Source organism: Streptomyces sp. NBC_00162, assembly GCF_024611995.1.
Taxonomy (GTDB): domain Bacteria; phylum Actinomycetota; class Actinomycetes; order Streptomycetales; family Streptomycetaceae; genus Streptomyces.
Window position 1 is genome coordinate 4,433,649 of the sequence record NZ_CP102509.1, and the last position, 24,460, is coordinate 4,458,108.

At 69.7% G+C, this 24,460-nt stretch carries 27 protein-coding genes and 1 riboswitch; of the genes, 14 read left to right on the forward strand and 13 right to left on the reverse strand.

Annotation, left to right across the window (positions count from 1 at the left end; all coding sequences use genetic code 11):
- Positions 1-5: 5 nt before the first annotated feature.
- Positions 6-1,793, reverse strand: coding sequence for a phosphomethylpyrimidine synthase ThiC (thiC, locus tag JIW86_RS20665; protein ID WP_257555330.1), 1,788 nt, complete (start codon positions 1,791-1,793; stop codon positions 6-8).
- Positions 1,787-1,932, reverse strand: a riboswitch (TPP riboswitch). (Overlaps the previous gene by 7 nt.)
- Positions 1,933-2,004: 72 nt before the next feature.
- On the opposite strand from thiC, the gene JIW86_RS20670 reads away from it, so the two are divergent.
- Entirely contained in the window at positions 2,005-3,384 is a 1,380-nt protein-coding gene (locus tag JIW86_RS20670) for a YibE/F family protein (RefSeq protein ID WP_257555331.1), read from the forward strand.
- 62 nt (positions 3,385-3,446) lie between these two features.
- Here JIW86_RS20670 and JIW86_RS20675 read toward each other — a convergent pair whose 3' ends face one another.
- The 4 genes from JIW86_RS20675 to JIW86_RS20690 all read right to left on the reverse strand — a co-directional run bounded on the left by JIW86_RS20675 (position 3,447) and on the right by JIW86_RS20690 (position 5,718).
- Positions 3,447-3,896 carry an SsgA family sporulation/cell division regulator gene (locus tag JIW86_RS20675; protein ID WP_215139773.1) on the reverse strand — a complete coding sequence of 150 codons (450 nt, stop codon included), beginning with the start codon at positions 3,894-3,896 and terminating at the stop codon, positions 3,447-3,449.
- A 97-nt stretch (positions 3,897-3,993) separates the two neighbouring features.
- Positions 3,994-4,731 carry an IclR family transcriptional regulator gene (locus JIW86_RS20680; protein ID WP_322975620.1) on the reverse strand — a complete coding sequence of 246 codons (738 nt, stop codon included), beginning with the start codon at positions 4,729-4,731 and terminating at the stop codon, positions 3,994-3,996.
- 287 nt (positions 4,732-5,018) lie between these two features.
- Entirely contained in the window at positions 5,019-5,246 is a 228-nt protein-coding gene (locus tag JIW86_RS20685) for a DUF5326 family protein (protein WP_215139775.1), read from the reverse strand.
- Between the two features lie 154 nt (positions 5,247-5,400).
- A complete protein-coding gene (locus JIW86_RS20690) occupies positions 5,401-5,718 on the reverse strand; it encodes a cupin domain-containing protein (protein WP_215139776.1) in 318 nt (105 codons plus the stop codon).
- Positions 5,719-5,807: 89 nt separating this feature from the next.
- Here JIW86_RS20690 and JIW86_RS20695 point away from each other — a divergent pair, with 89 nt between their 5' ends.
- The 5 genes from JIW86_RS20695 to JIW86_RS20715 all read left to right on the forward strand — a co-directional run bounded on the left by JIW86_RS20695 (position 5,808) and on the right by JIW86_RS20715 (position 9,467).
- Positions 5,808-6,188 carry a phage holin family protein gene (locus tag JIW86_RS20695; RefSeq protein ID WP_215139777.1) on the forward strand — a complete coding sequence of 127 codons (381 nt, stop codon included), beginning with the start codon at positions 5,808-5,810 and terminating at the stop codon, positions 6,186-6,188.
- 11 nt (positions 6,189-6,199) lie between these two features.
- Complete coding sequence (locus JIW86_RS20700) at positions 6,200-6,688, forward strand: low molecular weight protein-tyrosine-phosphatase (protein WP_257555335.1); 489 nt, start codon at positions 6,200-6,202, stop codon at positions 6,686-6,688.
- Positions 6,685-7,845, forward strand: coding sequence for a cystathionine gamma-lyase (locus tag JIW86_RS20705; RefSeq protein ID WP_257555337.1), 1,161 nt, complete (start codon positions 6,685-6,687; stop codon positions 7,843-7,845). Before JIW86_RS20700 ends, JIW86_RS20705 begins: the two co-directional genes overlap by 4 nt.
- A 177-nt stretch (positions 7,846-8,022) precedes the next feature.
- Positions 8,023-8,928 (forward strand): LysR family transcriptional regulator, encoded by a 906-nt coding sequence (locus tag JIW86_RS20710; protein ID WP_257555338.1) that lies wholly within the window; start codon positions 8,023-8,025, stop codon positions 8,926-8,928.
- Between the two features lie 59 nt (positions 8,929-8,987).
- On the forward strand, positions 8,988-9,467 hold the full coding sequence (locus JIW86_RS20715) for an NUDIX domain-containing protein (protein ID WP_215139781.1): 480 nt from the start codon (positions 8,988-8,990) through the stop codon (positions 9,465-9,467).
- 34 nt (positions 9,468-9,501) lie between these two features.
- Here the strand turns inward: JIW86_RS20715 and JIW86_RS20720 are convergent, their stop codons facing one another.
- The gene (locus JIW86_RS20720) at positions 9,502-10,929 is read right to left on the reverse strand and encodes a globin domain-containing protein (protein ID WP_322975621.1); all 1,428 of its coding nucleotides are present in this window, start codon (positions 10,927-10,929) and stop codon (positions 9,502-9,504) included.
- The gene (locus JIW86_RS20725) at positions 10,832-11,482 is read right to left on the reverse strand and encodes an HAD family hydrolase (protein WP_257559375.1); all 651 of its coding nucleotides are present in this window, start codon (positions 11,480-11,482) and stop codon (positions 10,832-10,834) included. The genes JIW86_RS20720 and JIW86_RS20725 overlap by 98 nt, the downstream gene beginning before the upstream one ends.
- Positions 11,483-11,691: 209 nt before the next feature.
- Between JIW86_RS20725 and JIW86_RS20730 the strand changes: the two genes are divergently transcribed.
- Genes JIW86_RS20730 through JIW86_RS20740 form a run of 3 tightly spaced genes read left to right on the forward strand, consistent with a single transcriptional unit; the run spans position 11,692 to position 14,291 of the window.
- Entirely contained in the window at positions 11,692-12,579 is an 888-nt protein-coding gene (locus JIW86_RS20730; protein ID WP_257555340.1) for a GNAT family N-acetyltransferase, read from the forward strand.
- Between the two features lie 17 nt (positions 12,580-12,596).
- On the forward strand, positions 12,597-13,058 hold the full coding sequence (locus tag JIW86_RS20735; RefSeq protein ID WP_257555342.1) for a GNAT family N-acetyltransferase: 462 nt from the start codon (positions 12,597-12,599) through the stop codon (positions 13,056-13,058).
- Positions 13,059-13,115: 57 nt separating this feature from the next.
- A complete protein-coding gene (locus JIW86_RS20740; RefSeq protein ID WP_257555343.1) occupies positions 13,116-14,291 on the forward strand; it encodes a winged helix DNA-binding domain-containing protein in 1,176 nt (391 codons plus the stop codon).
- Between the two features lie 9 nt (positions 14,292-14,300).
- Here JIW86_RS20740 and JIW86_RS20745 read toward each other — a convergent pair whose 3' ends face one another.
- Positions 14,301-15,686 (reverse strand): serine hydrolase domain-containing protein, encoded by a 1,386-nt coding sequence (locus tag JIW86_RS20745; protein ID WP_257555345.1) that lies wholly within the window; start codon positions 15,684-15,686, stop codon positions 14,301-14,303.
- Between the two features lie 116 nt (positions 15,687-15,802).
- Here JIW86_RS20745 and JIW86_RS20750 point away from each other — a divergent pair, with 116 nt between their 5' ends.
- Positions 15,803-16,366 (forward strand): dihydrofolate reductase family protein, encoded by a 564-nt coding sequence (locus JIW86_RS20750; RefSeq protein ID WP_257555346.1) that lies wholly within the window; start codon positions 15,803-15,805, stop codon positions 16,364-16,366.
- A gap of 25 nt (positions 16,367-16,391) precedes the next feature.
- On the opposite strand, the gene dnaB is transcribed toward JIW86_RS20750, so the two are convergent.
- Complete coding sequence (gene dnaB / locus JIW86_RS20755) at positions 16,392-17,861, reverse strand: replicative DNA helicase (protein ID WP_215139829.1); 1,470 nt, start codon at positions 17,859-17,861, stop codon at positions 16,392-16,394.
- Positions 17,862-18,312: 451 nt separating this feature from the next.
- Between dnaB and JIW86_RS20760 the strand changes: the two genes are divergently transcribed.
- On the forward strand, positions 18,313-19,650 hold the full coding sequence (locus JIW86_RS20760; protein WP_257555347.1) for an MATE family efflux transporter: 1,338 nt from the start codon (positions 18,313-18,315) through the stop codon (positions 19,648-19,650).
- A gap of 133 nt (positions 19,651-19,783) precedes the next feature.
- Here JIW86_RS20760 and rplI read toward each other — a convergent pair whose 3' ends face one another.
- The 4 genes from rplI to rpsF all read right to left on the reverse strand — a co-directional run bounded on the left by rplI (position 19,784) and on the right by rpsF (position 21,500).
- Positions 19,784-20,230 (reverse strand): 50S ribosomal protein L9, encoded by a 447-nt coding sequence (gene rplI, locus JIW86_RS20765; RefSeq protein ID WP_215139788.1) that lies wholly within the window; start codon positions 20,228-20,230, stop codon positions 19,784-19,786.
- Between the two features lie 18 nt (positions 20,231-20,248).
- The gene (gene rpsR / locus JIW86_RS20770; protein ID WP_005315025.1) at positions 20,249-20,485 is read right to left on the reverse strand and encodes a 30S ribosomal protein S18; all 237 of its coding nucleotides are present in this window, start codon (positions 20,483-20,485) and stop codon (positions 20,249-20,251) included.
- 43 nt (positions 20,486-20,528) lie between these two features.
- Positions 20,529-21,137, reverse strand: a complete 609-nt coding sequence (locus tag JIW86_RS20775; RefSeq protein WP_257555351.1) for a single-stranded DNA-binding protein — start codon at positions 21,135-21,137, stop codon at positions 20,529-20,531.
- Positions 21,138-21,209: 72 nt separating this feature from the next.
- Positions 21,210-21,500 carry a 30S ribosomal protein S6 gene (gene rpsF, locus JIW86_RS20780; protein WP_004950685.1) on the reverse strand — a complete coding sequence of 97 codons (291 nt, stop codon included), beginning with the start codon at positions 21,498-21,500 and terminating at the stop codon, positions 21,210-21,212.
- 251 nt (positions 21,501-21,751) lie between these two features.
- On the opposite strand from rpsF, the gene JIW86_RS20785 reads away from it, so the two are divergent.
- The 3 genes from JIW86_RS20785 to JIW86_RS20795 all read left to right on the forward strand — a co-directional run bounded on the left by JIW86_RS20785 (position 21,752) and on the right by JIW86_RS20795 (position 24,421).
- Positions 21,752-22,075, forward strand: a complete 324-nt coding sequence (locus JIW86_RS20785) for a hypothetical protein (protein ID WP_257555353.1) — start codon at positions 21,752-21,754, stop codon at positions 22,073-22,075.
- Between the two features lie 132 nt (positions 22,076-22,207).
- Positions 22,208-23,326, forward strand: coding sequence for a lipid II:glycine glycyltransferase FemX (locus tag JIW86_RS20790; protein ID WP_215139791.1), 1,119 nt, complete (start codon positions 22,208-22,210; stop codon positions 23,324-23,326).
- Positions 23,327-23,389: 63 nt separating this feature from the next.
- Positions 23,390-24,421 (forward strand): alanine racemase, encoded by a 1,032-nt coding sequence (locus tag JIW86_RS20795; RefSeq protein WP_215139792.1) that lies wholly within the window; start codon positions 23,390-23,392, stop codon positions 24,419-24,421.
- Positions 24,422-24,460 lie beyond the last annotated feature (39 nt).

Here is a 24,460-nt window from a genome sequence, read left to right on the forward strand (position 1 = left end):
GTGCGTCAGTCGGCCAGCGGCAGGTAGACGCGGTTGCCCGACGCCGCGAACTCGGCGGACTTCTCCGCCATGCCCGCCTGGATCTCTTCGGCCTTCAGGTCACCGCCGTGCTCACGGCGGATGTCCTGCGAGATCTTCATCGAGCAGAACTTCGGACCGCACATGGAGCAGAAGTGCGCGGTCTTGGCCGGCTCGGCGGGCAGGGTCTCGTCGTGGAACTCACGCGCCGTGACCGGGTCGAGGGCCAGGTTGAACTGGTCCTCCCAGCGGAACTCGAAGCGGGCGTCTGACAGCGCGTCGTCCCACTCCTGGGCTCCCGGGTGCCCCTTGGCCAGGTCCGCGGCGTGCGCGGCGATCTTGTACGTGATCACGCCGGTCTTGACGTCGTCACGGTTGGGCAGGCCCAGGTGCTCCTTGGGCGTGACGTAGCAGAGCATCGCGGTGCCCCACCAGGCGATCATCGCGGCGCCGATGCCCGAGGTGATGTGGTCGTACGCGGGCGCGACGTCCGTGGTGAGCGGACCCAGCGTGTAGAACGGCGCCTCCTCGCAGATCTCCTGCTGGAGGTCGATGTTCTCCTTGATCTTGTGCATCGGGACGTGGCCCGGGCCCTCGATCATCGTCTGGACGTTGTGCCGCTTGGCGATCGTGTTCAGCTCGCCCAGCGTCTTCAGCTCCGCGAACTGCGCCGCGTCGTTGGCGTCCGCAATGGAACCGGGGCGCAGGCCGTCACCCAGCGAGTACGTGACGTCGTACGTCGCGAGGATGTCGCAGAGCTCCTCGAAGTTCGTGTAGAGGAAGTTCTCCTTGTGGTGCGCCAGGCACCACGCGGCCATGATCGATCCGCCGCGCGAGACGATGCCGGTCTTGCGACGGGCGGTCAGCGGCACGTAAGGCAGCAGCACGCCGGCGTGGACCGTCATGTAGTCGACGCCCTGCTCGGCCTGCTCGATGACCGTGTCCTTGTAGATCTCCCAGGTCAGGTCCTCGGCACGGCCGTCGACCTTCTCCAGCGCCTGGTAGAGCGGGACGGTGCCGATCGGGACCGGGGAGTTGCGCAGCACCCACTCACGCGTGGTGTGGATGTTGCGGCCCGTCGAGAGGTCCATGACCGTGTCGGCGCCCCACTTGGTCGCCCAGGTCATCTTGTCGACCTCCTCCTCGATGGAGGAGGTGACCGCGGAGTTGCCGATGTTGGCGTTGACCTTCACCAGGAACCGCTTGCCGATGATCATCGGCTCGATCTCAGGGTGGTTCACGTTCGCCGGAAGCACCGCACGACCTGCGGCGATCTCCTCACGGACGACCTCGGGGGAGACGTTCTCGCGGATCGCGACGTACTCCATCTCCGGGGTGATCTCGCCCCGGCGGGCGTACGCGAGCTGCGTGACGGCGGCGCCGCCACGGCCCCGGCGGGGCTGGCGCGGGCGGCCCGGGAAGACCGCGTCGAGGTTCTTGAGCCCACCCCGCGGCGAGGTGTGCTTGATTCCGTCGTCCTCGGGGCGCACGGGACGGCCCGCGTACTCCTCGGTGTCCCCGCGACCGATGATCCAGTTCTCGCGCAGCGGCGCGAGACCGCGGCGCACGTCGGTCTCGATCTGAGGGTCGGTGTACGGACCGGACGTGTCGTAGAGCGTCACGTCCTTGCCGTTGGTGAGGTGGACCTGGCGGACCGGCACCCGGATGTCGGGGCGGGAGCCCGCCACGTACCCCTTGTGCCAGCCCGGCTGGCGCTCGGTCTGGCCGTCGGCGTCCTGGCTGACGGCAGGCGTGCGTGCGTCCTGAATGGTCATGAGACCTATCTCCCTACGCCGGCATTACCCGGTAACAGGTTCGGCGGTCGACGCAGCCTCTTCCCGTACGCATCCGTGATGCTCGTACGGTGATCAGCGCCCTCTCAGCCCGGTGCTCCGAGCTCCCGCGTTGTGCAAAGGTGCCCCCACGCTAGCGTCATCTAGGGCGTGCTGAACAGTGGGCCCCCTCATCTCTTGCGATGATCTGCCAGTGACGACCTCGCCGCAGCCCCCCACCGAGCCCACGGATCCCGCTGGCCACACCGGCCACTCACACTCGGGTTCCGGGCAGTCCGCCGGTCATTCCCACAGCCACGGCCACGGCCCGGCGGCCCCCGTCTCGAAGCACCTGCGCAAGGTCATCGCGGCCGTGCTGATCCCCTTCGCCGCCGCCGTCTTCATCGGCATGGCGGTGCTCTGGCCGGGCGGCGCGCCCGCGCACGAGCGCACCGGCGTCGGTTTCGACCGCCAGACCCAGCAGGGCACGGTCGTCTCGATCGAGCACGTCGACTGCAAATCGGTGAACGCCTCGCAGGTGCCGCCCACCGGCGACACGTCCACCCCAGAGGGCCGCGAGGCCCAGGCCGCGCAGACCGGCGAGTGCAAGAAGGCCACGGTGAAGGTCACCACCGGACCGGACCAGGGCCGCACCTTCGTGGAGATCGTCCAGCCGGGCGCACCACGGCAGTTGACGAACGGCCAGGGGGTGGTGGTCGCGTACGCACCGGACGCCCCGCGGGACCTCCAGTACTCGGTGATCGACGTGGACCGCAAGTTCCCCATGGCGCTGCTGGCCGGCATCTTCGCCGTCGCGGTCGTCGTGGTCGGCCGGCTGCGCGGGCTGTTCGCACTGATCGCGCTGGTCATCAGCTTCGGCGTGCTGACCCTCTTCATCCTCCCGGCCATCCTGCAAGGGTCGAACCCGCTCGTCGTCGCGGTCATCGGGGCGAGCGCCATCATGCTCATCGGCCTCTACATGTGCCACGGACTGACCGCCCGCACCTCGGTCGCCGTCCTCGGCACGCTCGTCTCACTGCTGCTGATCGGGCTGTTGGGCTCGGTGTTCATCGACTGGGCGTTCCTCAGCGGCAACACGGACGACAACACGGGTCTGATCCACGGGCTCTACCCGGACATCGACATGAGCGGTTTGCTGCTCGCAGGCGTGATCATCGGATCGCTGGGCGTACTGGACGATGTGACGATCACCCAGACCTCGGCGGTCTGGGAACTCCACCAGGCCGACCCCTCGATGGGGTTGCGCGGCCTGTACCGGGCAGCCATGCGGATCGGCCGCGACCACATCGCATCGGTGGTCAACACCCTGGTGCTGGCGTACGCGGGTGCCGCGCTCCCGCTGCTCCTGCTGTTCTCGATCGCGAACAGCAGCATGGGTTCGGTGGCGACCAGCGAGCTGGTCGCGGTGGAGATCGTACGGACCCTCGTGGGCTCGATCGGTCTCGTGGCCTCGGTCCCCGTGACGACGGCGCTGGCGGCTCTGGTCGTCTCGGCCGACCGGCCGGGGACCCCGGGCACGGGAGCGGCCTCGGAGCCGGTCCGCAGCGGCCGGGGCCGTCGGCGCAAGCGCTGAGAGTGTTCGGGAGGGAAGTGGCGCTCAGCGCGTCGGCACGCTGAGTCCGTCAAACCGCAGGTTCAGCCCGCGTTCTGCTCGTTCTGCCGGGATTCGGCCAGGATCTTGCCGAGTGCGTCGTCAAGGTTCTCCTCGAAGTCACCCAGGTTCCGCTCCTGGCCGAGCGGAACGAGCCGGTCGGTGCGGTCGAGGAACGCGACGAGCGGCGCCGCGCTGGCGCGGAACAGGGCCCGGTCGCCGCCGACCTGGAGACGGATGTGGACGTCGGACAGTTCCTCGGGATCGGTGGGGGCGATGTGCACATCGCCGTCACCGCACGGCTTGTTGATGCCGTCGAGGAGGAGCTCCCGGCCGAACGCCCAGGTCACGGGCGCATCTCCGGGAAGGTGGAAGGTCAGGCGGACTGCGTAGGGATCACGAGCTTCGTACCGGAGTTCCACCGGAATCCGGAACGAGAGCTCCTCGGAAACGAGGAAGCTCATCATGACCTCTGCCTGTACCGACTCGCGCATTGCCTACCCCGCTGTAGTGGAAGTGGCCAGGAATGGTCCCCCAGGACCCTCTTGACAAGAGTGGTGGAAGCGCTAGCAGATCACAAGGAGTGAGTTTTCAGATACTGATAGAGAACGAGAGGGTGCTCAACAGCGCGCCTACTTCACTCCGTAGCCGATCAACTGCATAGAGCAAGCGTGCTTCTTGGTGCAGAGGAAGAGAAATCGCCATGGTCGCGGCGGTATCACCCGCAGTAATGGGGATGGCGGCGCATACCGTGCCGAGGGCATATTCCTGTCGCTCGGTCACTGGCTGCATTCGCTCCAGAGATCCGATCCGGTGTTCAAGAGAGCGTTGATCCGGCACGGTATAAGGGGTGATGGACTCGACCGGGTGCCGGTCGTAATAGTCCTTGCGCGTTTTCTCGTCGAGCTGGCCGAGCAGGCACTGCCCGATGGCGTGCGCGTGGCCGGTCTCGCGGAAGTCGGCCCACTCCTCGCAGGCCGGGCTGGCCGGAGTGTCCGAGACGCCCACGACCTCGATCTCACCCTCGCGGAACACCGCGAAGTAGACGGGGGCCCCGACGGCGTCGCGGAAGTGCGCGAGCGAGTCGAGGATCATGCTGCGACGTTTCTGCTGGAGTCCGCCGCCGGCGAGCCGCCCGGCTGCGTCGCCGAGAACGAAGACTCCGCTCTCCCGGCGCAGGTAGCCCTCGTGCGTCAGGGTGCGCAGCAGGTGGTACGCGGTGGGGAGCGGGAGTCCGGCCTCACGGGCCAGCTGTTTCGCCGGGGCTCCCTCGCTGTGCGAGCCCACCGCTTCGAGCAGCCTCAGCGCCCGCTGCACCGAACCGATCAGAGTCGGCACACCGGCGTTGTGAACCGAAGACAAAGCTCACCCCCAGGCGTGGCGGCGGGCTTGGGGGGCCCGCCCTGCGGGGGCCGCCCCCGCGTATGCCGTGACTCCTGGGGGTGATGCTCAGCAGCTACTTGACAGAGCCGCAGTTCAGAGCGGCAGTACCGGCTTTCGGTGCCCAGGGGACGGCCCAGATTGCCACTCTATCCACCGATTCCCGTGGTGTGAGCGGTTTCGCCCAGCACGTTCCCCCGCCTGGCCCAATCCGGAACCGTCCGGTCCGAGTCCTTCTACCACTCCCCGGAGGAGGACTTCGCACCCTTGCCGCTGACCTTCTTCACCAAGAAGATCAGGCCGCCGACGAGACCGACGAAGAGCAGCAGCTTGAAGACGAACGAGATCAGGGCGCCCAGGATGCTCGTGATCACACCGCCGAAGACGAACAGCGCCAGCAGCGGGACCGCGACCCACTTGACCCACCAGGGCATGCCTGCGAATACCTCTCGGATGCCGTCCATGTCTTCGACCTCTTCCTCGTCTTCCTCGTCCGTGACTTCCTGCTCTCGATGCTAGGAGGCGGCGGACTCGGGCGGGGGCCCGCGAGCCCCCGGAGTCCCCTGATCCGCCCCCTAGGGGGACCGGGGCCACGACCCTCATCCGGCAGGGAGCCGCTCAGCCCTCCGGCGGGGAGAACACCACCATCACCCGCAGGTCCTCGCTGATGTGGTGGAACTTGTGCGGTACCCCCGCCGGGACGTAGACGACGCTGCCGCGCGCCACCGTCGTCGTCTCCTCCCCGACCGTGATCGAGGCCCGGCCGCTCACGACGAAGTACACCTCGTCCTGGCGGTGCGGCTGCTGCGGATCGCTCTGTCCCGCGTCGAGCGCGTACAGCCCGACCGACATGTTCCGCTCGCGTACGAACTGCAGATAGGCGCCGTCGTTGGCGGCCCGCTCCGCCTCGAGCTCGTCAAGCCGGAAGGCTTTCATCGTTGTTGTGCCCCTTGTACTCGATCGTTCCCTCACATCCGCTGATCTGCGGATGTTCCACCGGGATCTTCTCTGCCACGATCAGACACATGACGAATTTCGTAGTCAAGACGCTCGCCAACGCCGCGGCCCTGGCCGTCGCCATCTGGCTGCTTGCCGGGATAACCCTCGACGACGGGAGCAGCCTGGGCCGCAGGACGCTCACCCTATTGCTGGTCGCCCTCGTGTTCGGCCTGGTCAACTTCATCGTCAAGCCCGTGGTGAAGCTGTTCTCGCTGCCGCTGTTCATCCTCACCCTCGGCCTGTTCACCCTGGTCGTGAACGCCCTGATGCTGCTGCTGACCTCGTGGCTGGCCGACCAGCTCGACCTCAGCTTCCACGTCGACGGCTTCTGGACCGCGATCGTCGGCGGCCTGATCATCTCCATCGTCTCCTGGGCCGTGAACATGGTCCTGCCCGACAAGAACTGAACGGGCTGCCCATGTACCGCGTGTGCTTCGTCTGCACGGGCAACATATGCCGCTCGCCCATGGCCGAGGCCGTCTTCCGCGCCCACGTCGCCGAGGCCGGGCTCGACGCCCTGGTCGAGGTCGACAGCGCCGGAACCGGCGGCTGGCACGAGGGCGACGGCGCCGACCCGCGCACCGTCTCGGTCCTGGAGGCCGCCGGATACGAGCAGGACCACCGGGCCCGGCAGTTCCGGGCCTCCTGGTTCGACCACCTCGACCTCGTCATCGCTCTCGACGCCGGGCACCTGCGGGATCTGCGGGCGCTCGCCCCCACTGCGCACGACGCCGCCAAGGTCCGCTTGCTGCGGTCCTACGATCCGGCCCCGGCCGCGGAAACCGACGTACCGGATCCCTACTACGGCTCTCTCGACGGGTTCGAGGAGTGTCTGGAGCTGGTCGAGGCGGCGAGCCCCGGTCTGCTGGACGCCGTACGCGAGGCCGTGAAGGAGCCCACCCCATGAACGAGCACACGCACGAGACCGCCGGGCTCGGCGACGGCACGCTCGCCGTCCGCGCCGGGCTGCCCGAGCCCGTCAAGAACGAACCGCCCCTGCCCGGACCGGTCTTCGCCGCCCACTTCCACCTCCCCGGCGACGTCGAAGGCCCGTACACCTACGGCCGCGACACCAATCCGACCTGGACCCTCCTGGAACAGGCCGTAGGAGAGCTGGAAGCCCCCGGCCAGGACGTGCACACCGTCGTCTTCGCCTCCGGCATGGCCGCGGTCTCCGCCGTCCTGCTCTCCCAGGCGCGCACCGGTGACACCGTGGTCCTGCCCGACGACGGCTACCAGGCGCTCCCCCTGCTGCGGACGCAGCTCGAGGCCTACGGAATCCAGGTACGCACCGCCCCGACCGGGGACGACGCCCAGCTCGCGGTACTCGACGGCGCCCGGATGCTGTGGATCGAGACCCCCTCCAACCCGGGGCTCGACGTGTGCGACGTACGCCGCCTCGTCGCAGCGGCGCACGCCGGCGGGACCCTGGTCGCCGTCGACAACACCCTCGCCACGCCGCTCGGCCAGCGGCCGCTCGAGCTCGGCGCGGACTTCTCGGTCGCCAGCGGCACCAAGGGCCTGACCGGACACGGCGACGTACTGCTCGGCTACGTCGTCTGCCGCGACGCGGAACTCGCCGCCCGCGTCCGGCAGTGGCGCAAGATCGTCGGAGCGATCCCGGGTCCGATGGAGGCCTGGCTCGCCCACCGCTCCCTGGCCACCATCCAGCTGCGCGCACAGCGCCAGTGGGCCAACGCACTGGCCGTCGCAGAGGCCCTGGCCGACCACACCGACGTCACCGGACTGCGCTACCCGGGCCTGGCCTCGGACCCGTCCCACAAGACGGCCGCCCGCCAGATGCGAGGCTTCGGGTCGGTGGTCTCCTTCACGCTGCCCGACCGCGCGCACGCCGAACGGTTCATGGCGGCCCTGCACCTGGTCGAGGACGCGACGAGCTTCGGCGGAGTACGGTCCACCGCCGAGCGGCGCGGGCGGTGGGGCGGCGACGCCGTGCCGGAGGGATTCATCCGCTTCTCGGCCGGCGCGGAGGACACCGAGGACCTCGTCGCAGACGTCCTGCACGCCCTCGATCACGCGGTCCTCGCGGCCGACGGCGGCTGAACGGGCCGTGGAACGGCGGTCCGAGCCTCCCCCCTCGTGGCTCGGACCGCCCTCGGGTTCTGCCCGCGAAGAACCACGTGACAAGGCTAGTTGACTCTGCGTCAGAGTCCAATCACGGTAACGACAGGGGGCTATCGGCATATTTATAGTTGAAGGCCCCCACCGAGAGGTGCCGCGATGGACCTGGCCCTGCTGCGCACCTTCGTCGCCGTACACCGGGCGGGTTCCTTCACCCGGGCTGCCGCACTGCTGGGGCTGTCCCAGCCCGCCGTCACCTCGCAGATCCGCACGCTCGAACGCCAGCTGGGCCGACCGCTGTTCCACCGCCGGGCCCGCGGTGTCACACCCACCGCCGTGGGCGACGAGCTGGCCCACAAGGCCGCCCCGCACCTCGACGCGCTGCTGCGGATCACCGAGGCGGAGCGGGAGGCCGCCGGCGCGTCGCGCACCCTCCACGTCGCCGGGCCCCCCGAGTTCCTGTGCCTGCGCGTGCTGCCCGCCCTCGCGCCCCTGGTCGGCCAGGGCCACACCCTGCGCGCCGCCCTCCAGAGCGGCGCCGAGGAGACCCTGGACGGGCTCGCCGCCGGCCACCACGACCTCGTCGTCACCACCGCCCACCCCCGGGGCGGGCTCTTCACCGCCACCGCGCTGTGGGACGAGGAGCACGTCCTGGTCGCCGCGCCGTACTGGGCCGCCCTCATCGGCACGGACCAGCTGCGCGAAGCCGGTCCCGCCGCTCTCGCGGGCATTCCGTTCGTCGAGGTCCACGAGAGCCTGCCTCTCGTCACCCGTTACTGGGCCGCAGTCTTCGATACCCGGCCCGAGGCCGGTGACGCCGCCGCCACCGTGGTCGCGCCCGACCTGAGGGCCGTACTCGAATGCGTCGAGGCCGGTGCCGGGTTCGCCGTCCTGCCCCGCTACCTGTGCCAGGACTCCCTCGACAGCGGCCGGATCGTGGCCCTCGCGGAGCCCCCGGTGCCGCCGCTGCGCACCTGGTTCCTCGTCGTGCGGGCCGGCAGCCTCGCCCTCGCCCATGTCGCCCGCGCGCACGAGCGGCTGCTGCACGCCGCCGCACGCTGGTGAGCCTCTCTTTCCGGCCTCTGACGCGTTTCAGAAGGGTAGCCGTGGGCCACTCTTCTCCCATGACCGAACGTCCCGTGGTCAAACGCACCGCCCGCGCGATCCTGCTCGACGGTGACGACCTGATCCTCATCAAGCGCACCAAGCCCGGCGTCGATCCGTACTGGCTCACCCCCGGCGGCGGGGTGGAGTCCTCTGACGCCACCGTCGTCGACGCCCTCCACCGGGAGGTCCACGAAGAACTCGGCGCGAAGATCACCGATGTGGTGCCCTGCTTCGTCGACACCGTCGAGCACATCGCCGACGGAGGAGTGACCGGCGTGAAGGTGCAGCACTTCTTCGTCTGCCACCTCGAATCGATGGACCCCAGCCAACGGCACGGCCCCGAGATCGACCATCCCGAGGGCGAGTACGAGATCGTCCGCGTGCCCTTCAGCCGGGTGGGCATCGCCGCCGTCCACCTCGTTCCGCTGTCCCTGCGGCACTACCTCGACGGGAACATCGAGGGCGTACGCGCCATGCACGCCCCCGACCTGGGCTGAGCCCCGACCTGGACCGGCGGGCTGGCCGCCGGTCTCAGCCGGCCACGCCCGCCAGCTCCTCCACCGCGTCGTGCCGGATCCGCTCGCCGGGGATCCCGATCCGCTTGAGCTCGTCGACCCCGCTGCGGATCATCGCGGGCGGCCCGGATATGAACGCGTCGTACGAACTCCACGGCCCGTACTCGCCGACCGCCTGCGGCAGCTGCCCGGCGAGCCAGTCGCCGACCACCGGGCGCACCGACAGCCACGGGTGGGAGCGCTGCAGCCCCAGCAGGGTGTCCTTGTCGTACAGGTCGTGGTCGCTGCGTGCCCCGAAGAACACCTCCACCGGACGCCGTTCACCGTGCTCGGCCACGTCCTCGATCAGCGCCTTGATCGGGGCGATCCCGGTGCCCCCGCCCAGGCACAGCATCCCGTTGTCCGTCGTGTGGTCCACCACCATGGACCCGGCGGGCGGCCCCAGGCGCAGCACGTCCCCCGGGCGGGCGTGGCGCACCAGGGCGTTGGAGACCCAGCCCGCGGGCACGGCCTTGACGTGGAAGGACAACAGCCCGTCGGCGCGCGGCGCCGAAGCGAAGGAGTAGTGCCGCCACACCCGGGGCCACCACGGGGTCTCCAGGCTGGCGTACTGGCCGGCCAGGAAGGCGTACGGCTGGTCGGGGCGGACGGTCAGCACCGCGATGTCCGAGGTGCGCAGATCGTGCGAGACCACCTCCGCCTGCCACCACGCCGGGGTCCTGGCCTCGTCCTCCGCCGCCGCGTCGATCATGATCTGGGAGATCGCGGTGTAGGCCCGCACCCACGCCGCCTCGGCCTCCGGCCCCCAGGTCGCCTCCGCGTACCGGGCCAGCGCCCCCACGAGGGCCTCACCCACCACCGGGTAATGGCCCGCCATGGTGCCGTACTTGCGGTGCCCGGTGCCCAGCCGCCGCAGATAGGGCACGAGCACCTCGGGATCGTCGATGTGCTCGGCCGCGGTCATCAGGGCCTTCAGCAGCCGGTCGCGCTGGACGTCCATGGCAACGGGGAACATGCCGCGCACTTCCGGGTGCCCGCTGAACACGAGGGCGTAGAAGTACGAGGTCACCTTGTCGGCGACGGGTGCGATTTCCGCGAGGGTCCGGCGGATGAGCACGGCATCCGGCGAGGGCTCGGTCGCACCGCCCTCGGCGGGTATCCGGGCTGCCCCCCGTCTGGCCGATCTGGTGGGCGGAGCGTCCATGCGGTGCCTCGCTTCGAACATCTCGGTCGGGTTGCACACGCCACGTTCTGTGAATCCGTGGTTCCGGGTTTTACAGCGTGCCAGCCGGTCCAAAGGCCTGTGGGGGAATGCGGGAAATCCGCGTTTCGAACCCACTTTCCTCTTAAGATGCCTCAACTCCCGGGCGCGGCACCCCTGCAAGCTGGTATGCCTCACGAAGGTCCCGGCCCTCGTAGACGTGTGTGGCGCGCTCCGCCAGATACGGCCGCGCGTTGACCGCCACCGAAACCGGCACCACCTCGAAGAGCACCGCATCGGTCATCGAGTCCCCGTACGCGACGCAGTCGCCCCGGCTCACCCCGAACTGCGCGCACAGCCGGTCCGCCACCGTGACCTTGCCCTCGGGCGTCAGAATCCCGGACACCTCCATGGGCCCGGTGAACGGCACCGTCGGGAACACCGAACCGTGCGCGGCATGCGCACCCCACTCCAGCAGCAGTTCCACGAAGAAGGAAGGCGACAAGGAGATCACCGCGCAGTAGTCCCCGCGCTCCCGGATCTCCCGCCACACCTCCTGGATGCCCGCCAGCCACGGGGAACCGTCGAACGCCGCCCGGACGTGCGCGGGCGTCAGCTCCGACCACAGCGCATGGGCGGCCACCGAGAACTCCTGCGGCCCGATCTCCCGTGCGCTGAACGAGCGCTCCAGCTCGGCGATCTCGGCACTCAGGCCGAGCTGTCGGGAGATCTCGACCGGCGCCGCGGAGCCGAACATCAGGGTGCCGTCGAGGTCGAAGAGGTGCAGGAGGGCCATAGCCATCGAGGCTAAACCGTCCGCTCCACGTGCAGCGGCGTGTTTCACGTGAAACATCGATCCGTTTCACTGGGGGCACCTCCCTGGGGGTCCCCCCCGGACGGAGTCTGGGGGAGGTAGCTGGAGGAGAAACATCGGCCTGTTTCACGTGAAACATCTCCCCCCAAATCCTCTGGACGGCTCCCGACTCCATGATCCAGTCTGAGTCGGTGACACCACCACACCTCACCGAGCTGCCCATCCGAGCGCTGACCGCGGACGATCTCCGCCACTGCGCCGACCTGTCCGAAGACCGCGGCTGGCCCCGCGAGGACCACAAATGGCGCCTGCTCCTCACCGCCGGAAACGGCTACGGTGTCGACGCCCCGGACGGTCAGGGACTGGCTGCAGCCTGCATCGTCACCCGGTACGGCGGCACACGCGCCGAACCGGAGCTCGCCGCCATCGGCATGGTCCTCGTCGCCGGCCGCTACTCCCGCCGGGGCCTGGGCCGCCGCCTCATGACGCACGTCTGCGACGACGTCCTCAAGGGCATCCCCCTCACTCTGCACGCCACGCCCTACGGCCGCCCGCTCTACGAGGAGCTCGGCTTCGAGACCACCGGCCGCGCCGAGATGCTGAAGGGCACCTTCCGCCCCGGCCCCGCGGCCAACGCGTCCGGCAACGGCACCGTCCGGCCCGCCACCGCCGAGGATCTGCCGAGGATCGTCCGGCTGGACACCGAGGTCTTCGGCACCGACCGGACCCACATGATCACCAGGCTTCCCGCCTTCACCGACCGGCTGCTCGTCGCCGAGGACCGTGCGGGCACCCTCACCGGCTACGCCGCGATCTGGCCCAACATGGAGACCCATGTCATCGGCCCGCTGATCGCCCGCGACACCGCCGGAGCCCAGGCACTCGTCACCGCCCTCGCCGCCACCACCGACCGGCCGCTGCGCACCGATGTCGACGTACGCCACGAGGAGCTCATCTCCTGGCTCAAGGACCGCGGGCTCGGCTCCGTGGCCTTCAACACCGTCATGACCCGAGACATCCCGGGCCTGCCCGGCGACTGGACCCGCCGCTGGGCACCGCTCACCGTGGCCGCGTGCTGAGAGAGGAACACCCCACCGTGACCGACACCCCCCAACTGGCCATCCGTCCCGCCGCCGAGGCCGATCTGCCCGCCATCGTCGCCATGCTGGCCGACGACCCCCTCGGCGCCACCCGGGAATCCCCGGAGGACCTCACCCCGTACCTCGCGGCGTTCAAGCGCCTGACCGAGGACCCGAACCAACACCTCGTCGTCGCCGTCCGCGCGGACCGCGTCGTGGGCACGCTCCAGCTGACGATCGTCCCGGGCCTCTCCCGCAAGGGATCCACCCGCTCCATCATCGAGGGCGTCCGCGTCCACGCGGACGAGCGCGGCAGCGGCCTGGGCACCCGTTTCATCGAATGGGCGATCGAGAAGTCCCGTGCCGAGAACTGCGACCTCGTCCAGCTCACCTCGGACGCGACCCGCACCGACGCCCACCGCTTCTACGAGCGGCTCGGCTTCGCCCCCTCCCACGTCGGGTTCAAACTGCCCCTCTGACCGGCCGAACCCGCAGACCGGGCCGCCGTGTCGGCGGCCCGGCCTACGATCGGGAGGATGAGCCCCAGCCTGCCTCTCGTCACCACCGCCGAGCGCCGCCATCGCCTCGGCCGACGCCACCGCCTGGCTCCCTCGACCCGCGCCGCCACGGTTCCCGAGGCCGCCGACGCCGTCGTCGCCCTGCACGCCACCGACGCCGCGACCGTCTTCCTCTCCGCCCGCGCCCGGCTCGCCGAAGGAAGCGCGGACATCATCGAGCAGGCGCTCTACGAGGACGTGAGCCTCGTCCGGCTGCTGAGCATGCGCAACACGCTGTTCGCGGTCTCGACCGGCCTCGCCCCGCACGTCGACTCCTCCACCGCCCGCGCCATCGCCGTCAAGGAGCGCCGCACCCTCCTCAAGCGCCTCGACGAGGACGGCCAGGGGCTGGACGCCGCCTGGCTGGCCCAGGCCGAGACCGCGGCGCTCGACGCCCTCGACAGCCGCGGGCCCTGCACCGGCAGCCAACTGTCCGCCGCCGTACCTGCACTGCGCCAGAAGATCACCATCGGCAGGGGCAAGAAGTACGAGACGGAGACCGGCGTCGCCACCCGGGTCATCCGCCTGCTGGCCGCCGACGGCCGGATCCGCCGCGACCGCCCGCGCGGCTCGTGGACCTCCAGCCAGTTCCGCTGGGTCCACACCGAGCCCTGGCCCGCCGTACCCGCGACCGAGGCCCGCGCCGAGGTCGCCCGCCGCTGGCTCCACGCGTACGGGCCGGCCACCGAGGCCGACCTCAAGTGGTGGACCGGCTGGACGCTCGGCGACGTCCGCAAGGCCCTCACGGCCGTGGGCCCCGACCAGGTACGCCTGGAGGACGGGACCACCGCCCTCGTCAGCCCCGGCGACACCGCACCCGAACCGGCCCCGGAACCCTGGGCGGCCCTGCTCCCCGGCCTCGACCCCAGCGGCATGGGCTGGGCCGACCGCGGCTTCCATCTCGACCCCGCCCACCGGCCCGCCCTGTTCGACTACGCCGGCAACATCGGCCCCACGGTGTGGTGGAACGGCGAGATCGTCGGCGCCTGGGCCCAGCGCGGCGACGGCGAGATCGTCTGGCGGCTGCTGTCAGACCCCGGCCGGGCCGCCGAGAAGGCGATCACCGCCGAGGCCGCCCGCCTCGCCGACTGGATCGGCGACGCCCGTATCACCCCGCGCTTCCGCACCCCGCTGGAACGCGAACTCGTCGCCTGAGCCGGGCCGTCAGCCGATACCCCGCCAGCCCTGCGGGTCCACCCCGCCGGGCACCGGGGCCTGGGCGTCGTACGGCTCCCGGGTGAACACGAAGGACGCCAGATCGAGATGGCTGACCGAGCCGTCGGCACGCCGTACCGCCCGCAGCGTCTCCCCCGCGTAGTACCCGGACAGGCCCGTCCAGGTGCCGTCCGGCTCCGCCCGGAAGCGCGCGGAACGCCCCGTCGCGCCCACCGGTCCCAGCTCCAGCGATCCGTCCGCCTTCAGCCGCACCACTTGGGCCGACGTCCCCCAGTACCAGGGCCCGCACACCTCCAGCGGCACCTGGGCGGCCTCCGCGAACGGCCGCCACGGCTGCGGGAACCGAGGCTCGGCCTCCGCGACGACCGCCACCAGGTCCGCGGCCACCGACGCGGCCGGCAACCCCGAGGTGCAGTTCGCCAGCACCACGGCCGCCACGTCGTCCGCCTCGCTCAGCCACAGCCCCGCGACGAACCCCGGAAGCGATCCGCTGTGCCCCGCCAGCCGGCGCCCGTCCTGGGCCATCAGCTGCATCCCCAGCCCGTAGCCGCACTCGGCGATGCCCGGCTCCGGCGGCGCCGCCGACGTGCGCATCTCCCGTACGGACTCCGCGCCCAGCACCCGCTCGTCCCCCCGCAGCAGGAAGTCCGCGAACCGCGCCAAATCCCTTGTCGTGGACCACAGCTGACCGGCCGGAGCCATCAGCCCCAGGTCCTCCAGCGGCTCGGGCATCATCAGGTCCGCCCACGGGTGCACCGCCCAGCCGCCCGCATGCGGGGACTGCGGCGACCCGCTCGTCCGGTCCAGCCCCAGCGGCTCCAGCACCTCAGCCTTCAGCACTTCTTCCCACGGCTTCCCGCGCAGCGCCTCGACCAGCGAACCCAGCAGCGTGTACCCGGGGTTGGAGTAGTGGTGCCTGCTCCCCGGCGAGTGCCGGAACGGATCGTCCCCCAGCACGTCGGCGAGTTCGGGCCGCAGCGCACCGGGAGTGCGCTCCCACCACTCGCCGGGCGTCTCCGCTGCCAGACCACCGGTGTGGGCCAGCAGTTGGGCAATGGTCACCTCACCGGCACCGGTACCCGGCAGGTGCTTCTCCAGCGGATCCGCGAGCCCGAGCAGGCCCTCGTCCCTCAGCCGCATCACCAGAACGGCGGTGAAGGTCTTGGTGATCGACCCGATCCGGTACTGGACGTTCCCGTCCGGGCCGTGGCCCTCCACCGAGGTCCGGGAGCCCTCCCAGACCACCTCCCCGCCTCGCACCACGGCCGCCACCACGGACGGGGCCCGCCCATCGCTCTGCGCCACGGCGATCCGGTGCCGCAGCGCACGCCGGGTGGCGGGAAGGAGTTCCAGGTCCTCAGAGATCTCATCCATGATCGGATTCTATGAACTCGCGTCCCTGAGCCGGGTGGTCATCGATCGCGCACCGATGAGTTTCCCGCGGCGCGCCGGTCTGTACGCGTGAGACCGACTCACGGAAGGCTGGCGCCATGCGGAAACTGATCTACGGCATGAACCTGACCCTGGACGGCTACATCGCCGCGCCCGGCGACGACATCGGCTGGAGCGTGCCGAGCGACGAGCTGTTCCAGTTTTGGTCCGACCAGTTGCAGGCGACCGACCTGTCGCTGTACGGGCGCAAGCTGTGGCAGACGATGAGCTCCCACTGGCCGACCGGCGACCAGCAGCCCAACGCCACCCCGGCGGAGATCGAGTTCGCGCGCCGCTGGCGGGACATGTCGAAGGTGGTGTTCTCCGCGACGATCGACAAGGTCGACTGGAACACCCGCCTGGTCACCGGCGACGCGGTCGCCGAGATCACCCGGCTCAAGGCCGAGGACGGCGGCCCGATGGACATCGGCGGCGCGACGCTCGCCGGGGCGGCCATGCGGGCCGGGCTGATTGACGAGTACGTGCTGGCCACCGCGCCGGTCCTGGTGGGCGGCGGCACGCCGTTCTTCACCGCGCTGGACAACTGGGTGAACCTGAACCTGGTGGAGACGCGGACGTTTCCCGGCGGCGTGATCCTGACCAGGTACGAGACGAGGCGCTGAGCGCCCGTCCTGGGTGACCCGGACGCTACGTGTTGGCCATGTCCACGAACCGCGAGTAGTGACCCTGGAAGGCGACCGTGATCGTCGCCGTGGGGCCGTTACGGTGCTTCGCCACGATCAGGTCCGCCTCGCCCGCGCGGGGTGACTCCTTCTCGTACGCGTCCTCGCGGTGCAGCAGGATCACCATGTCCGCGTCCTGCTCGATCGAGCCCGACTCACGCAGGTCGGAGACCATCGGCTTCTTGTCGGTGCGCTGCTCCGGGCCACGGTTCAGCTGGGAGAGCGCGATCACGGGGACCTCGAGCTCCTTCGCCAGCAGCTTGAGGTTTCGGGACATGTCCGAGACCTCCTGCTGACGGCTCTCGGGACGGCGCGAGCCACCCGACTGCATCAGCTGGAGGTAGTCGATGACCACGAGCGAGAGGTCGTTGCGCTGCTTGAGCCGGCGGCACTTGGCCCGGATCTCCATCATCGACAGGTTGGGGGAATCGTCGATGTAGAGCGGGGCGGCGGACACGTCCGGCATCCGCCGGGCCAGCCGGGTCCAGTCGTCGTCCGTCATCGTGCCCGAGCGCATGTGGTGCAGAGCCACCCGGGCCTCGGCCGAGAGCAGGCGCATCGCGATCTCGTTGCGACCCATTTCGAGGGAGAAGATCACGCTCGGCAGGTTGCTCTTGATGGAGCAGGCGCGCGCGAAGTCCAGCGCGAGCGTGGACTTGCCCATCGCGGGACGGGCGGCGATGACGATCATCTGGCCCGGGTGCAGGCCGTTGGTCAGCGAGTCGAGGTCCGTGAAGCCGGTGGGCACACCCGACATCTGGCCGCTGCGCGAGCCGATCGCCTCGATCTCGTCGAGGGCGCCCTCCATGATGTCGCCCAGCGGCAGGTAGTCCTCGGAGGTCCGCTGCTCGGTGACCGCGTAGATCTCGGCCTGGGCGCTGTTGACGATCTCGTCGACGTCCCCGTCGGCCGCGTAACCCATCTGCGTGATCTTCGTACCGGCCGCGACCAGGCGGCGCAGGACGGCCCGCTCGTGGACGATCTCCGCGTAGTACTCGGCGTTGGCCGCCGTCGGGACCGACTGCACGAGCGTGTGCAGGTACGAGGCCCCGCCAACCTTGCTGATCTCCCCGCGCCGGGTCAGCTCGGCGCCGACGGTGATCGGGTCGGCCGGCTCCCCCTTGGCGTACAGGTCGAGGATGGCCTGGTAGATCGTCTCGTGGGAGGGCCGGTAGAAGTCGTGGCCCTTGAGGACCTCGACGACATCGGCGATCGCGTCCTTGGACAGCAGCATGCCGCCGAGCACCGACTGCTCGGCGTCGAGGTCTTGCGGGGGGACGCGCTCGAAGCCGCCGCCGGCGCCGCCGCCGTCCCAGGAGCCGCCCTCACGGCCCCGGTCGTGCTGCTCGTCCCCGCGTCCGCGGCCCTCGCCGTTGCGGCGGGGACGGGGGGGCAGACGGTCACCTGGACCGCTGTCGGCCCAGGGGTCGTCCAAGGGCTCGGGCATGCTCACCGGGCCACCTCCTCCGTCCGCAACGCGGACCTCGCCGTGCCACTCTTTCTACGACACGGCTCTGACATATGGGGCACCCGGATCGGCTCTCGGCGAGTCGGGCAACGCACCACGGTAGGGCCGATGGCAGCGTCAGCCAATCTTGTTATCCACAGGCTGTGTGGATGAGATGTGGACGACGGCGCCAATGCTGTGGGTAAGTCCCCGGAAGCTGTGCACGGACCGGGGGACGACGCTGTGGACAAAATCACCTACCCCACCCTGTCACCCCATCTGACCTGGCATTTCCCACCTCGGCAACTGTGGCCCGGAAAAATCTTGGCCACTGTCTCAAGATCGCCTCCAACGGGTGGGGAGGAACGCGCAAGTCAGCGCGTTGGTAAGGATCCAAAGGCAGTTGCATCTATTACCTGTGGAAGATTAGATTGAGCACATGACACAGGCCCCCGTCGCACCGAAGACAGCGCCGAGACGGCACGACCGAGAGATCTTCGCGCTCGCCGTGCCCGCCTTCGGCGCCCTCGTCGCCGAACCCCTCTTCGTGATGGCCGACAGCGCCATCGTCGGGCACCTCGGGACGCCCCAGCTGGCCGGCCTCGGCATCGCTGCGGCTCTGCTCACCACTGCCGTGAGCGTCTTCGTCTTCCTCGCCTACGCCACCACCGCGGCCGTCTCCCGCAGGGTCGGAGCGGGCGACCTGCAGGCGGCCATCCGGCAGGGCATGGACGGCATCTGGCTCGCTCTCCTGCTCGGCGCGGCCGTCATCGCCGTGGTCCTGCCCGCCGCCCCCTGGCTGGTCTCCCTCTTCGGGGCCTCCGACACCGTCGCCCCGTACGCGATCACGTATCTGCGGATCTCCGCGCTCGGCATCCCCGCCATGCTCATGGTCCTGGCCGCCACCGGTGTCATCCGCGGCCTCCAGGACACCCGTACGCCGCTCTACGTCGCCGTCGGAGGCTTCGCCCTCAACGCGGGCCTGAACGTCCTCCTCGTCTACGGTGCGGGCCTGGGCATCGCCGGCTCCGCCTGGGGCACGGTCATCGCCCAGTGCGCCATGGCCGCCGCCTACCTCGTCGTCGTCGTACGCGGAGCCCGGCGGCACGACGCCTCCCTGCGCCCCGACCTCGCGGGGATCCGGGCCTGTGCACAGGCCGGCGCACCCCTGCTGGTCCGCACCCTGTCACTGCGGGTCATCCTGATGATCGCGACCGCCGTGGCCGCCCGCCTCGGCGACGCCGACATCGCCGCCCACCAGATCCTGCTCGCCCTGTGGAGCCTGCTCGCCTTCGCCCTGGACGCCATCGCGATCGCCGGGCAGGCCATCATCGGCCGCTATCTGGGCGCGAGCGACACCGAGGGCGCCAAGGCCGTCTGCCGTCGCATGGTGCAGTGGGGGATCGCCGCGGGGATCGTGCTCGGCCTGCTGGTCGTCCTGGCCCGCCCCGTGTTCATTCCGCTGTTCACCAGCGATCCGGCCGTCGAGGAGGCGTTGCTGCCCGCCCTGCTGGTCGTCGCGCTCTCCCAGCCCGTGTCCGGCATCGTCTTCGTTCTCGACGGCGTCCTGATGGGTGCGGGCGACGGCCGCTACCTGGCCTGGGCGATGCTGGTGACGCTGGCCGTGTTCACCCCGGCAGCGCTCCTGGTACCGGCACTGGGCGGCGGCCTGACGACGCTCTGGTGGGCCATGACGCTGATGATGCTGGTCCGGATGGTCACCCTCCAGCTGCGCGCCCGCTCGGGCCGGTGGCTGGTCGCGGGGGCCACCCGCTGAGGCGATGTTTCACGTGAAACATCGCCTCCCCTCCGGGCATGTTTCACGTGAAACATCGCCGGCACCGCCGCCGCATCCGGCAACGACGAAGGGCCGCACCCCAGCGGGGTGCGGCCCTTCGTGTGCGCAGCCCTTAGGCGGCGACGACCTCGATGCCCACGTTCGCGGCCACGTCGGCGTGCAGACGCACGGAGACCTGGTACGAACCGAGGGTCTTGATCGGGGAGCCCAGCTCAACGCGGCGCTTGTCGACCTTCGGGCCGCCCGAGGACTCGATCGCCGTGGCGATGTCGGCCGGGGTCACGGAACCGAAGAGACGACCGGCGTCACCCGCGCGGGTGGCCAGACGGACCTTCACACCCTCGAGCTTGGCCTTGATCTCGTTGGCCTGCTCGATGGTCGCGATCTCGTGGATCTTGCGGGCGCGGCGGATCTGCGCCACGTCCTTCTCGCCACCCTTGGTCCAGCGGATCGCGAAACCACGCGGGACCAGGTAGTTGCGAGCGTAACCGTCCTTGACGTCGACGACATCGCCGGCGGCACCGAGGCCAGAAACCTCGTGGGTCAGGATGATCTTCATTAGTCGGTCACCCTTTCCTTATCGCGCGGTGGACGTGTAGGGCAGCAGCGCCATCTCACGGCTGTTCTTGACGGCCGTGGCGACGTCACGCTGGTGCTGCGTGCAGTTGCCGGTAACGCGGCGGGCACGGATCTTGCCACGGTCGGAAATGAACTTCCGCAGCATGTTCGTGTCCTTGTAGTCCACGTACGCGGTCTTGTCCTTGCAGAAAGCGCAGACCTTCTTCTTAGGCTTGCGCACAGGCGGCTTCGCCATTGTGTCTCTCCTGTGAAATCAAGAAGTGGGGGTGCGAGCTGCCCTAGAAGGGCGGCTCGTCCGAGTAGCCACCGCCGGAGCCGCCGGAGCTTCCGGAGCTTCCGCCCCAGCCGCCACCGCCGCCGCCCTGCTGCTGCTGGCCGCCGGCCGGCGCGCTGGACGCCCACGGGTCGTCGGAGGGAGCTCCGCCGCCCTGAGGGGCGCCGCCGCTGGGGGCTCCGCCCCAGTTGCCGCCGCCGCCACCCTGCTGCTGGCCGCCGCCGCCGTACCCACCCTGGCCACCGCGACCGCTGGTCTTGGCAACCTTGGCCGTGGCGGTCTTCAGGCTGGGGCCGACTTCCTCGACGTCCAGCTCGTAGACCGTGCGCTTGACACCCTCACGGTCCTCGTACGACCGCTGCTTCAGCCGGCCCTGCACGATGACGCGCATGCCCCGCTGAAGGGACTCGGCGACGTTCTCCGCCGCCTGACGCCAGACCGAGCAGGTCAGGAACAGGCCTTCGCCGTCCTTCCACTCATTGGTCTGCTTGTCGAAGATGCGGGGAGTGGACGCGACACGGAACTTCGCGACCGCCGCACCCGAGGGGGTGAAGCGCAGCTCGGGGTCGTCGACGAGATTGCCGACGACCGTGATGACGGTCTCGCCTGCCATGGATGAACCTCTCGGCGGGGATTGCTGCTGGGCTGCTGTGCTACTCGGTCCCGATTACCGCTGAACCGAAGTTCAGTGGGTCTCGGGGCGAAGGACCTTGGTCCGGAGAACCGACTCGTTCAGGTTCATCTGTCGGTCAAGCTCCTTGACGACCGCAGGCTCGGCCTGAAGGTCGATGACCGAGTAGATGCCCTCGGGCTTCTTCTTGATCTCGTAAGCGAGACGACGACGGCCCCAGGTGTCGACCTTCTCGACCTTTCCGTTGCCCTCACGGACGACGGAAAGGAAGTTCTCGATCAGCGGGGAGACAGCGCGCTCCTCGAGATCGGGGTCGAGGATGACCATCACTTCGTAGTGACGCATGTGGAACCCACCTCCTTTGGACTCAGCGGCCACGGTCGTTCCGTGGCAGGAGGGTCGTGATGCGTGCGCACGGCATCCGCAGAGCAGACACCGCGCAGACCGTACAGACTACCTGCTCGACTCCTTCCGGTTGAAATCCGGCAGGAGAGGTCCACAATCTGTATCCATCGGGTGTGCTCGGTGCTATGCCCCCGGCCCCCGCCGGAGGTGGCTCCGCAGCACCGTCTGCTTCAGCCAGGAGGTGCCTTCCGATGGCACAGGCCATGCGACCCCAGTCCTCACCCCCGCCGATCTCCCTCTTCTCGACCGACGGCAAGCCCCACCCGCTGCAGGACACCCTGATGGCGGTCACCTTGTTCCTCGGAGCCGTGGCGTTCATCACGGCGTTCTTCCACAACCTGCACCTGCTCACCTCGTGGGCCGGACTGATCGGGATCCTGACCGGCGCGTACGGACAGTTCGTCTCCGTCACGACACGCGAGCGCTTCGCGCTGATCATCGGCCTTGGCGCGTCTGCCATCGGCTTCTTCATCGGCATGTTCCACGGCGGCCTCTTCGGCGGCTGGCTGGGCTGACCGGGGTACCTCCGCGGCAGGGGTGCCGCCCACACCGGCCCGGGCCTGCGGCCCGTCCCCCAGATGGGTGGCGCCCCCGTCGCAGTAGGCTTCGCGCCATAGCCAGCGAAGCCGCCGGAGGAGACACCCCGCATGAGCCTGTCCCTGAGCACCATCAGCCGAGAGCAGCATCTGGCCTACCTCCAGAGCCTGCCGTCGGCTAGCCACTGCCAGGTCCCGGCATGGGCCGACGTCAAGAACGAGTGGCGTTCGGAGAACCTCGGCTGGTTCGACAAGTCCGGTGAACTCGTCGGTGCGGCACTGGTGTTGTACCGCCAGCTGCCCAAGGTGAAGCGGTACCTCGCGTACCTCCCCGAGGGCCCGGTCATCAACTGGTACGCCCCGAACCTGGAGGAGTGGATCCAGCCGATGCTGGCCCACCTCAAGAACCAGGGCGCCTTCACCGTGAAGATGGGTCCGCCCGTCGTCATCCGCCGCTGGAACTCCGCCGCCATCAAGGCCGGAATCCAGGACCCCGACGTCAAGCGCCTGCGCGACGTGGAGGCTTCGGTCATCGAGCCCCGCGCCTTCGAGGTGTCCGACAAGCTCCGCCGCATGGGCTGGCAGCAGGCGGAGGACGGCGGCGCCGGATTCGGTGACGTCCAGCCCCGCTACGTCTTCCAGGTGCCGCTGGCCAACCGCTCGCTGGACGATGTCCTCAAGGGCTTCAACCAGCTGTGGCGCCGCAACATCAAGAAGGCCGAGAAGGCCGGCGTCGAGGTCGTCCAGGGCGGCTACGAGGACCTGCCGACCTGGCAGCACCTGTACGAGATCACGGCCGAGCGCGACAAGTTCCGCCCGCGCCCGCTCAGCTACTTCCAGCGCCAGTGGACGGCCCTCAACTCCGAGGACCCCAACCGGATGCGGCTGTACATCGCGAAGCACGAGGGGGAGCCGCTGGCCGCCGCCACGATGCTCACCGTCGGCCAGCACGTCTGGTACTCGTACGGCGCCTCCGCCAACCACAAGCGCGAGGTGCGCCCCTCCAACGCGATGCAGTGGCGCATGCTGCGCGACTCGTACGCACTCGGTGCGAGCGTCTACGACCTGCGCGGCATTTCTGACACGCTGGACGAGAACGACCACCTGTTCGGTCTGATCCAGTTCAAGGTCGGCACGGGCGGCGAGGCCGTCGAGTACGTCGGCGAGTGGGACTTCCCGCTCAACAAGGTGCTGCACAAGGCGCTCGACATCTACATGTCGCGTCGCTGATCCCACCCCACCCACCCACGCACCGCTGCACCCGCAGCTTTTCAGGAGAGGTTCCGGACGGGCATGGCGCTCACGCTCTACGTCGACACCGCGCGCTGGCGTGCGCACCAGAAGCAGATCCAGGACCAGTTCCCGGGAATGATCCCGGTCTGCAAGGGCAACGGGTACGGCTTCGGCCACGAGCGCCTGTGCGAGGAGGCGACCCGGCTGGGCGCCGACGTGCTGGCCGTCGGGACGACGTACGAGGCGGCCAGCATCAAGGACTGGTTCGGCGGCGACCTGCTCGTCCTCACCCCGTTCCGGCGGGGCGAGGAGCCGGTGCCGCTGCCCGACCGGGTCATCCGCTCGGTGTCCTCGCTGGACGGGGTCCGCGGTCTGGTCGGCGCCCGCGTGGTCATCGAGTGCATGAGCTCGATGCGCCGCCACGGCGTCTCCGAGCAGGACCTGGGACAGCTGCACGCGGCGATCGAGGACGTCCGGCTGGAGGGCTTCGCCCTGCACCTGCCGCTGGACCGCCCGGACGGCTCGGATGCCGTCGAGGAGGTCATCGGCTGGATGGACCGGCTGCGCGCGGCCCGGCTGCCGCTGCACACCATGTTCGTCAGCCACCTGCGGGCCGAGGAGCTCGCACGGCTTCAGCAGCAGTTCCCGCAGACCCGCTTCCGCGCGCGGATCGGCACCCGGCTGTGGCTGGGCGACCACGACGCGACCGAGTACCGCGGTGCGGTCCTCGACGTCACGCGGGTGGCCAAGGGCGACCGCTTCGGCTACCGCCAGCAGAAGGCCGCCTCCGACGGCTGGCTGGTCGTCGTGGCCGGCGGTACCTCGCACGGAGTGGGCCTGGAGGCCCCCAAGGCCCTGCACGGCGTGATGCCGCGCGCCAAGGGCGTCGCCAGGGCGGGCCTGGCCACGGTCAACCGGAACCTGTCGCCCTTCGTGTGGGCGGGCAAGCAGCGCTGGTTCGCGGAGCCGCCGCACATGCAGGTGTCGATCCTGTTCGTGCCGTCGGACGCGGCCGAGCCCAAGGTGGGCGACGAGCTCGTGGCACACCTGCGCCACACCACCACGCAGTTCGACCGGGTGCTCGACGCCTGACCGGCCGCTCGCCGGCCGGTCCGTGACCGGCCGGCACGC

Bases quoted from the DNA above. Each gene is read 5' to 3' on its own strand.
- rplI (WP_215139788.1), bottom strand. From the start codon at position 20,230: ATGAAGATCATCCTGACCCACGAGGTTTCTGGCCTCGGTGCCGCCGGC.
- JIW86_RS20700 (WP_257555335.1), top strand. From the start codon at position 6,200: ATGTACCGCGTGTGCTTCGTCTGCACGGGCAACATATGCCGCTCGCCC.
- JIW86_RS20740 (WP_257555343.1), top strand. From the start codon at position 13,116: ATGAGCCCCAGCCTGCCTCTCGTCACCACCGCCGAGCGCCGCCATCGC.
- JIW86_RS20795 (WP_215139792.1), top strand. From the start codon at position 23,390: ATGGCGCTCACGCTCTACGTCGACACCGCGCGCTGGCGTGCGCACCAG.
- thiC (WP_257555330.1), bottom strand. From the start codon at position 1,793: ATGACCATTCAGGACGCACGCACGCCTGCCGTCAGCCAGGACGCCGAC.
- JIW86_RS20675 (WP_215139773.1), bottom strand. From the start codon at position 3,896: ATGCGCGAGTCGGTACAGGCAGAGGTCATGATGAGCTTCCTCGTTTCC.
- JIW86_RS20725 (WP_257559375.1), bottom strand. From the start codon at position 11,482: ATGGCCCTCCTGCACCTCTTCGACCTCGACGGCACCCTGATGTTCGGC.
- JIW86_RS20775 (WP_257555351.1), bottom strand. From the start codon at position 21,137: ATGGCAGGCGAGACCGTCATCACGGTCGTCGGCAATCTCGTCGACGAC.
- JIW86_RS20785 (WP_257555353.1), top strand. From the start codon at position 21,752: ATGGCACAGGCCATGCGACCCCAGTCCTCACCCCCGCCGATCTCCCTC.
- JIW86_RS20750 (WP_257555346.1), top strand. From the start codon at position 15,803: ATGCGGAAACTGATCTACGGCATGAACCTGACCCTGGACGGCTACATC.
- rpsR (WP_005315025.1), bottom strand. From the start codon at position 20,485: ATGGCGAAGCCGCCTGTGCGCAAGCCTAAGAAGAAGGTCTGCGCTTTC.
- JIW86_RS20790 (WP_215139791.1), top strand. From the start codon at position 22,208: ATGAGCCTGTCCCTGAGCACCATCAGCCGAGAGCAGCATCTGGCCTAC.
- JIW86_RS20705 (WP_257555337.1), top strand. From the start codon at position 6,685: ATGAACGAGCACACGCACGAGACCGCCGGGCTCGGCGACGGCACGCTC.
- JIW86_RS20760 (WP_257555347.1), top strand. From the start codon at position 18,313: ATGACACAGGCCCCCGTCGCACCGAAGACAGCGCCGAGACGGCACGAC.
- JIW86_RS20695 (WP_215139777.1), top strand. From the start codon at position 5,808: ATGACGAATTTCGTAGTCAAGACGCTCGCCAACGCCGCGGCCCTGGCC.
- rpsF (WP_004950685.1), bottom strand. From the start codon at position 21,500: ATGCGTCACTACGAAGTGATGGTCATCCTCGACCCCGATCTCGAGGAG.
- JIW86_RS20715 (WP_215139781.1), top strand. From the start codon at position 8,988: ATGACCGAACGTCCCGTGGTCAAACGCACCGCCCGCGCGATCCTGCTC.
- JIW86_RS20685 (WP_215139775.1), bottom strand. From the start codon at position 5,246: ATGGACGGCATCCGAGAGGTATTCGCAGGCATGCCCTGGTGGGTCAAG.
- JIW86_RS20710 (WP_257555338.1), top strand. From the start codon at position 8,023: ATGGACCTGGCCCTGCTGCGCACCTTCGTCGCCGTACACCGGGCGGGT.
- JIW86_RS20745 (WP_257555345.1), bottom strand. From the start codon at position 15,686: ATGGATGAGATCTCTGAGGACCTGGAACTCCTTCCCGCCACCCGGCGT.
- JIW86_RS20690 (WP_215139776.1), bottom strand. From the start codon at position 5,718: ATGAAAGCCTTCCGGCTTGACGAGCTCGAGGCGGAGCGGGCCGCCAAC.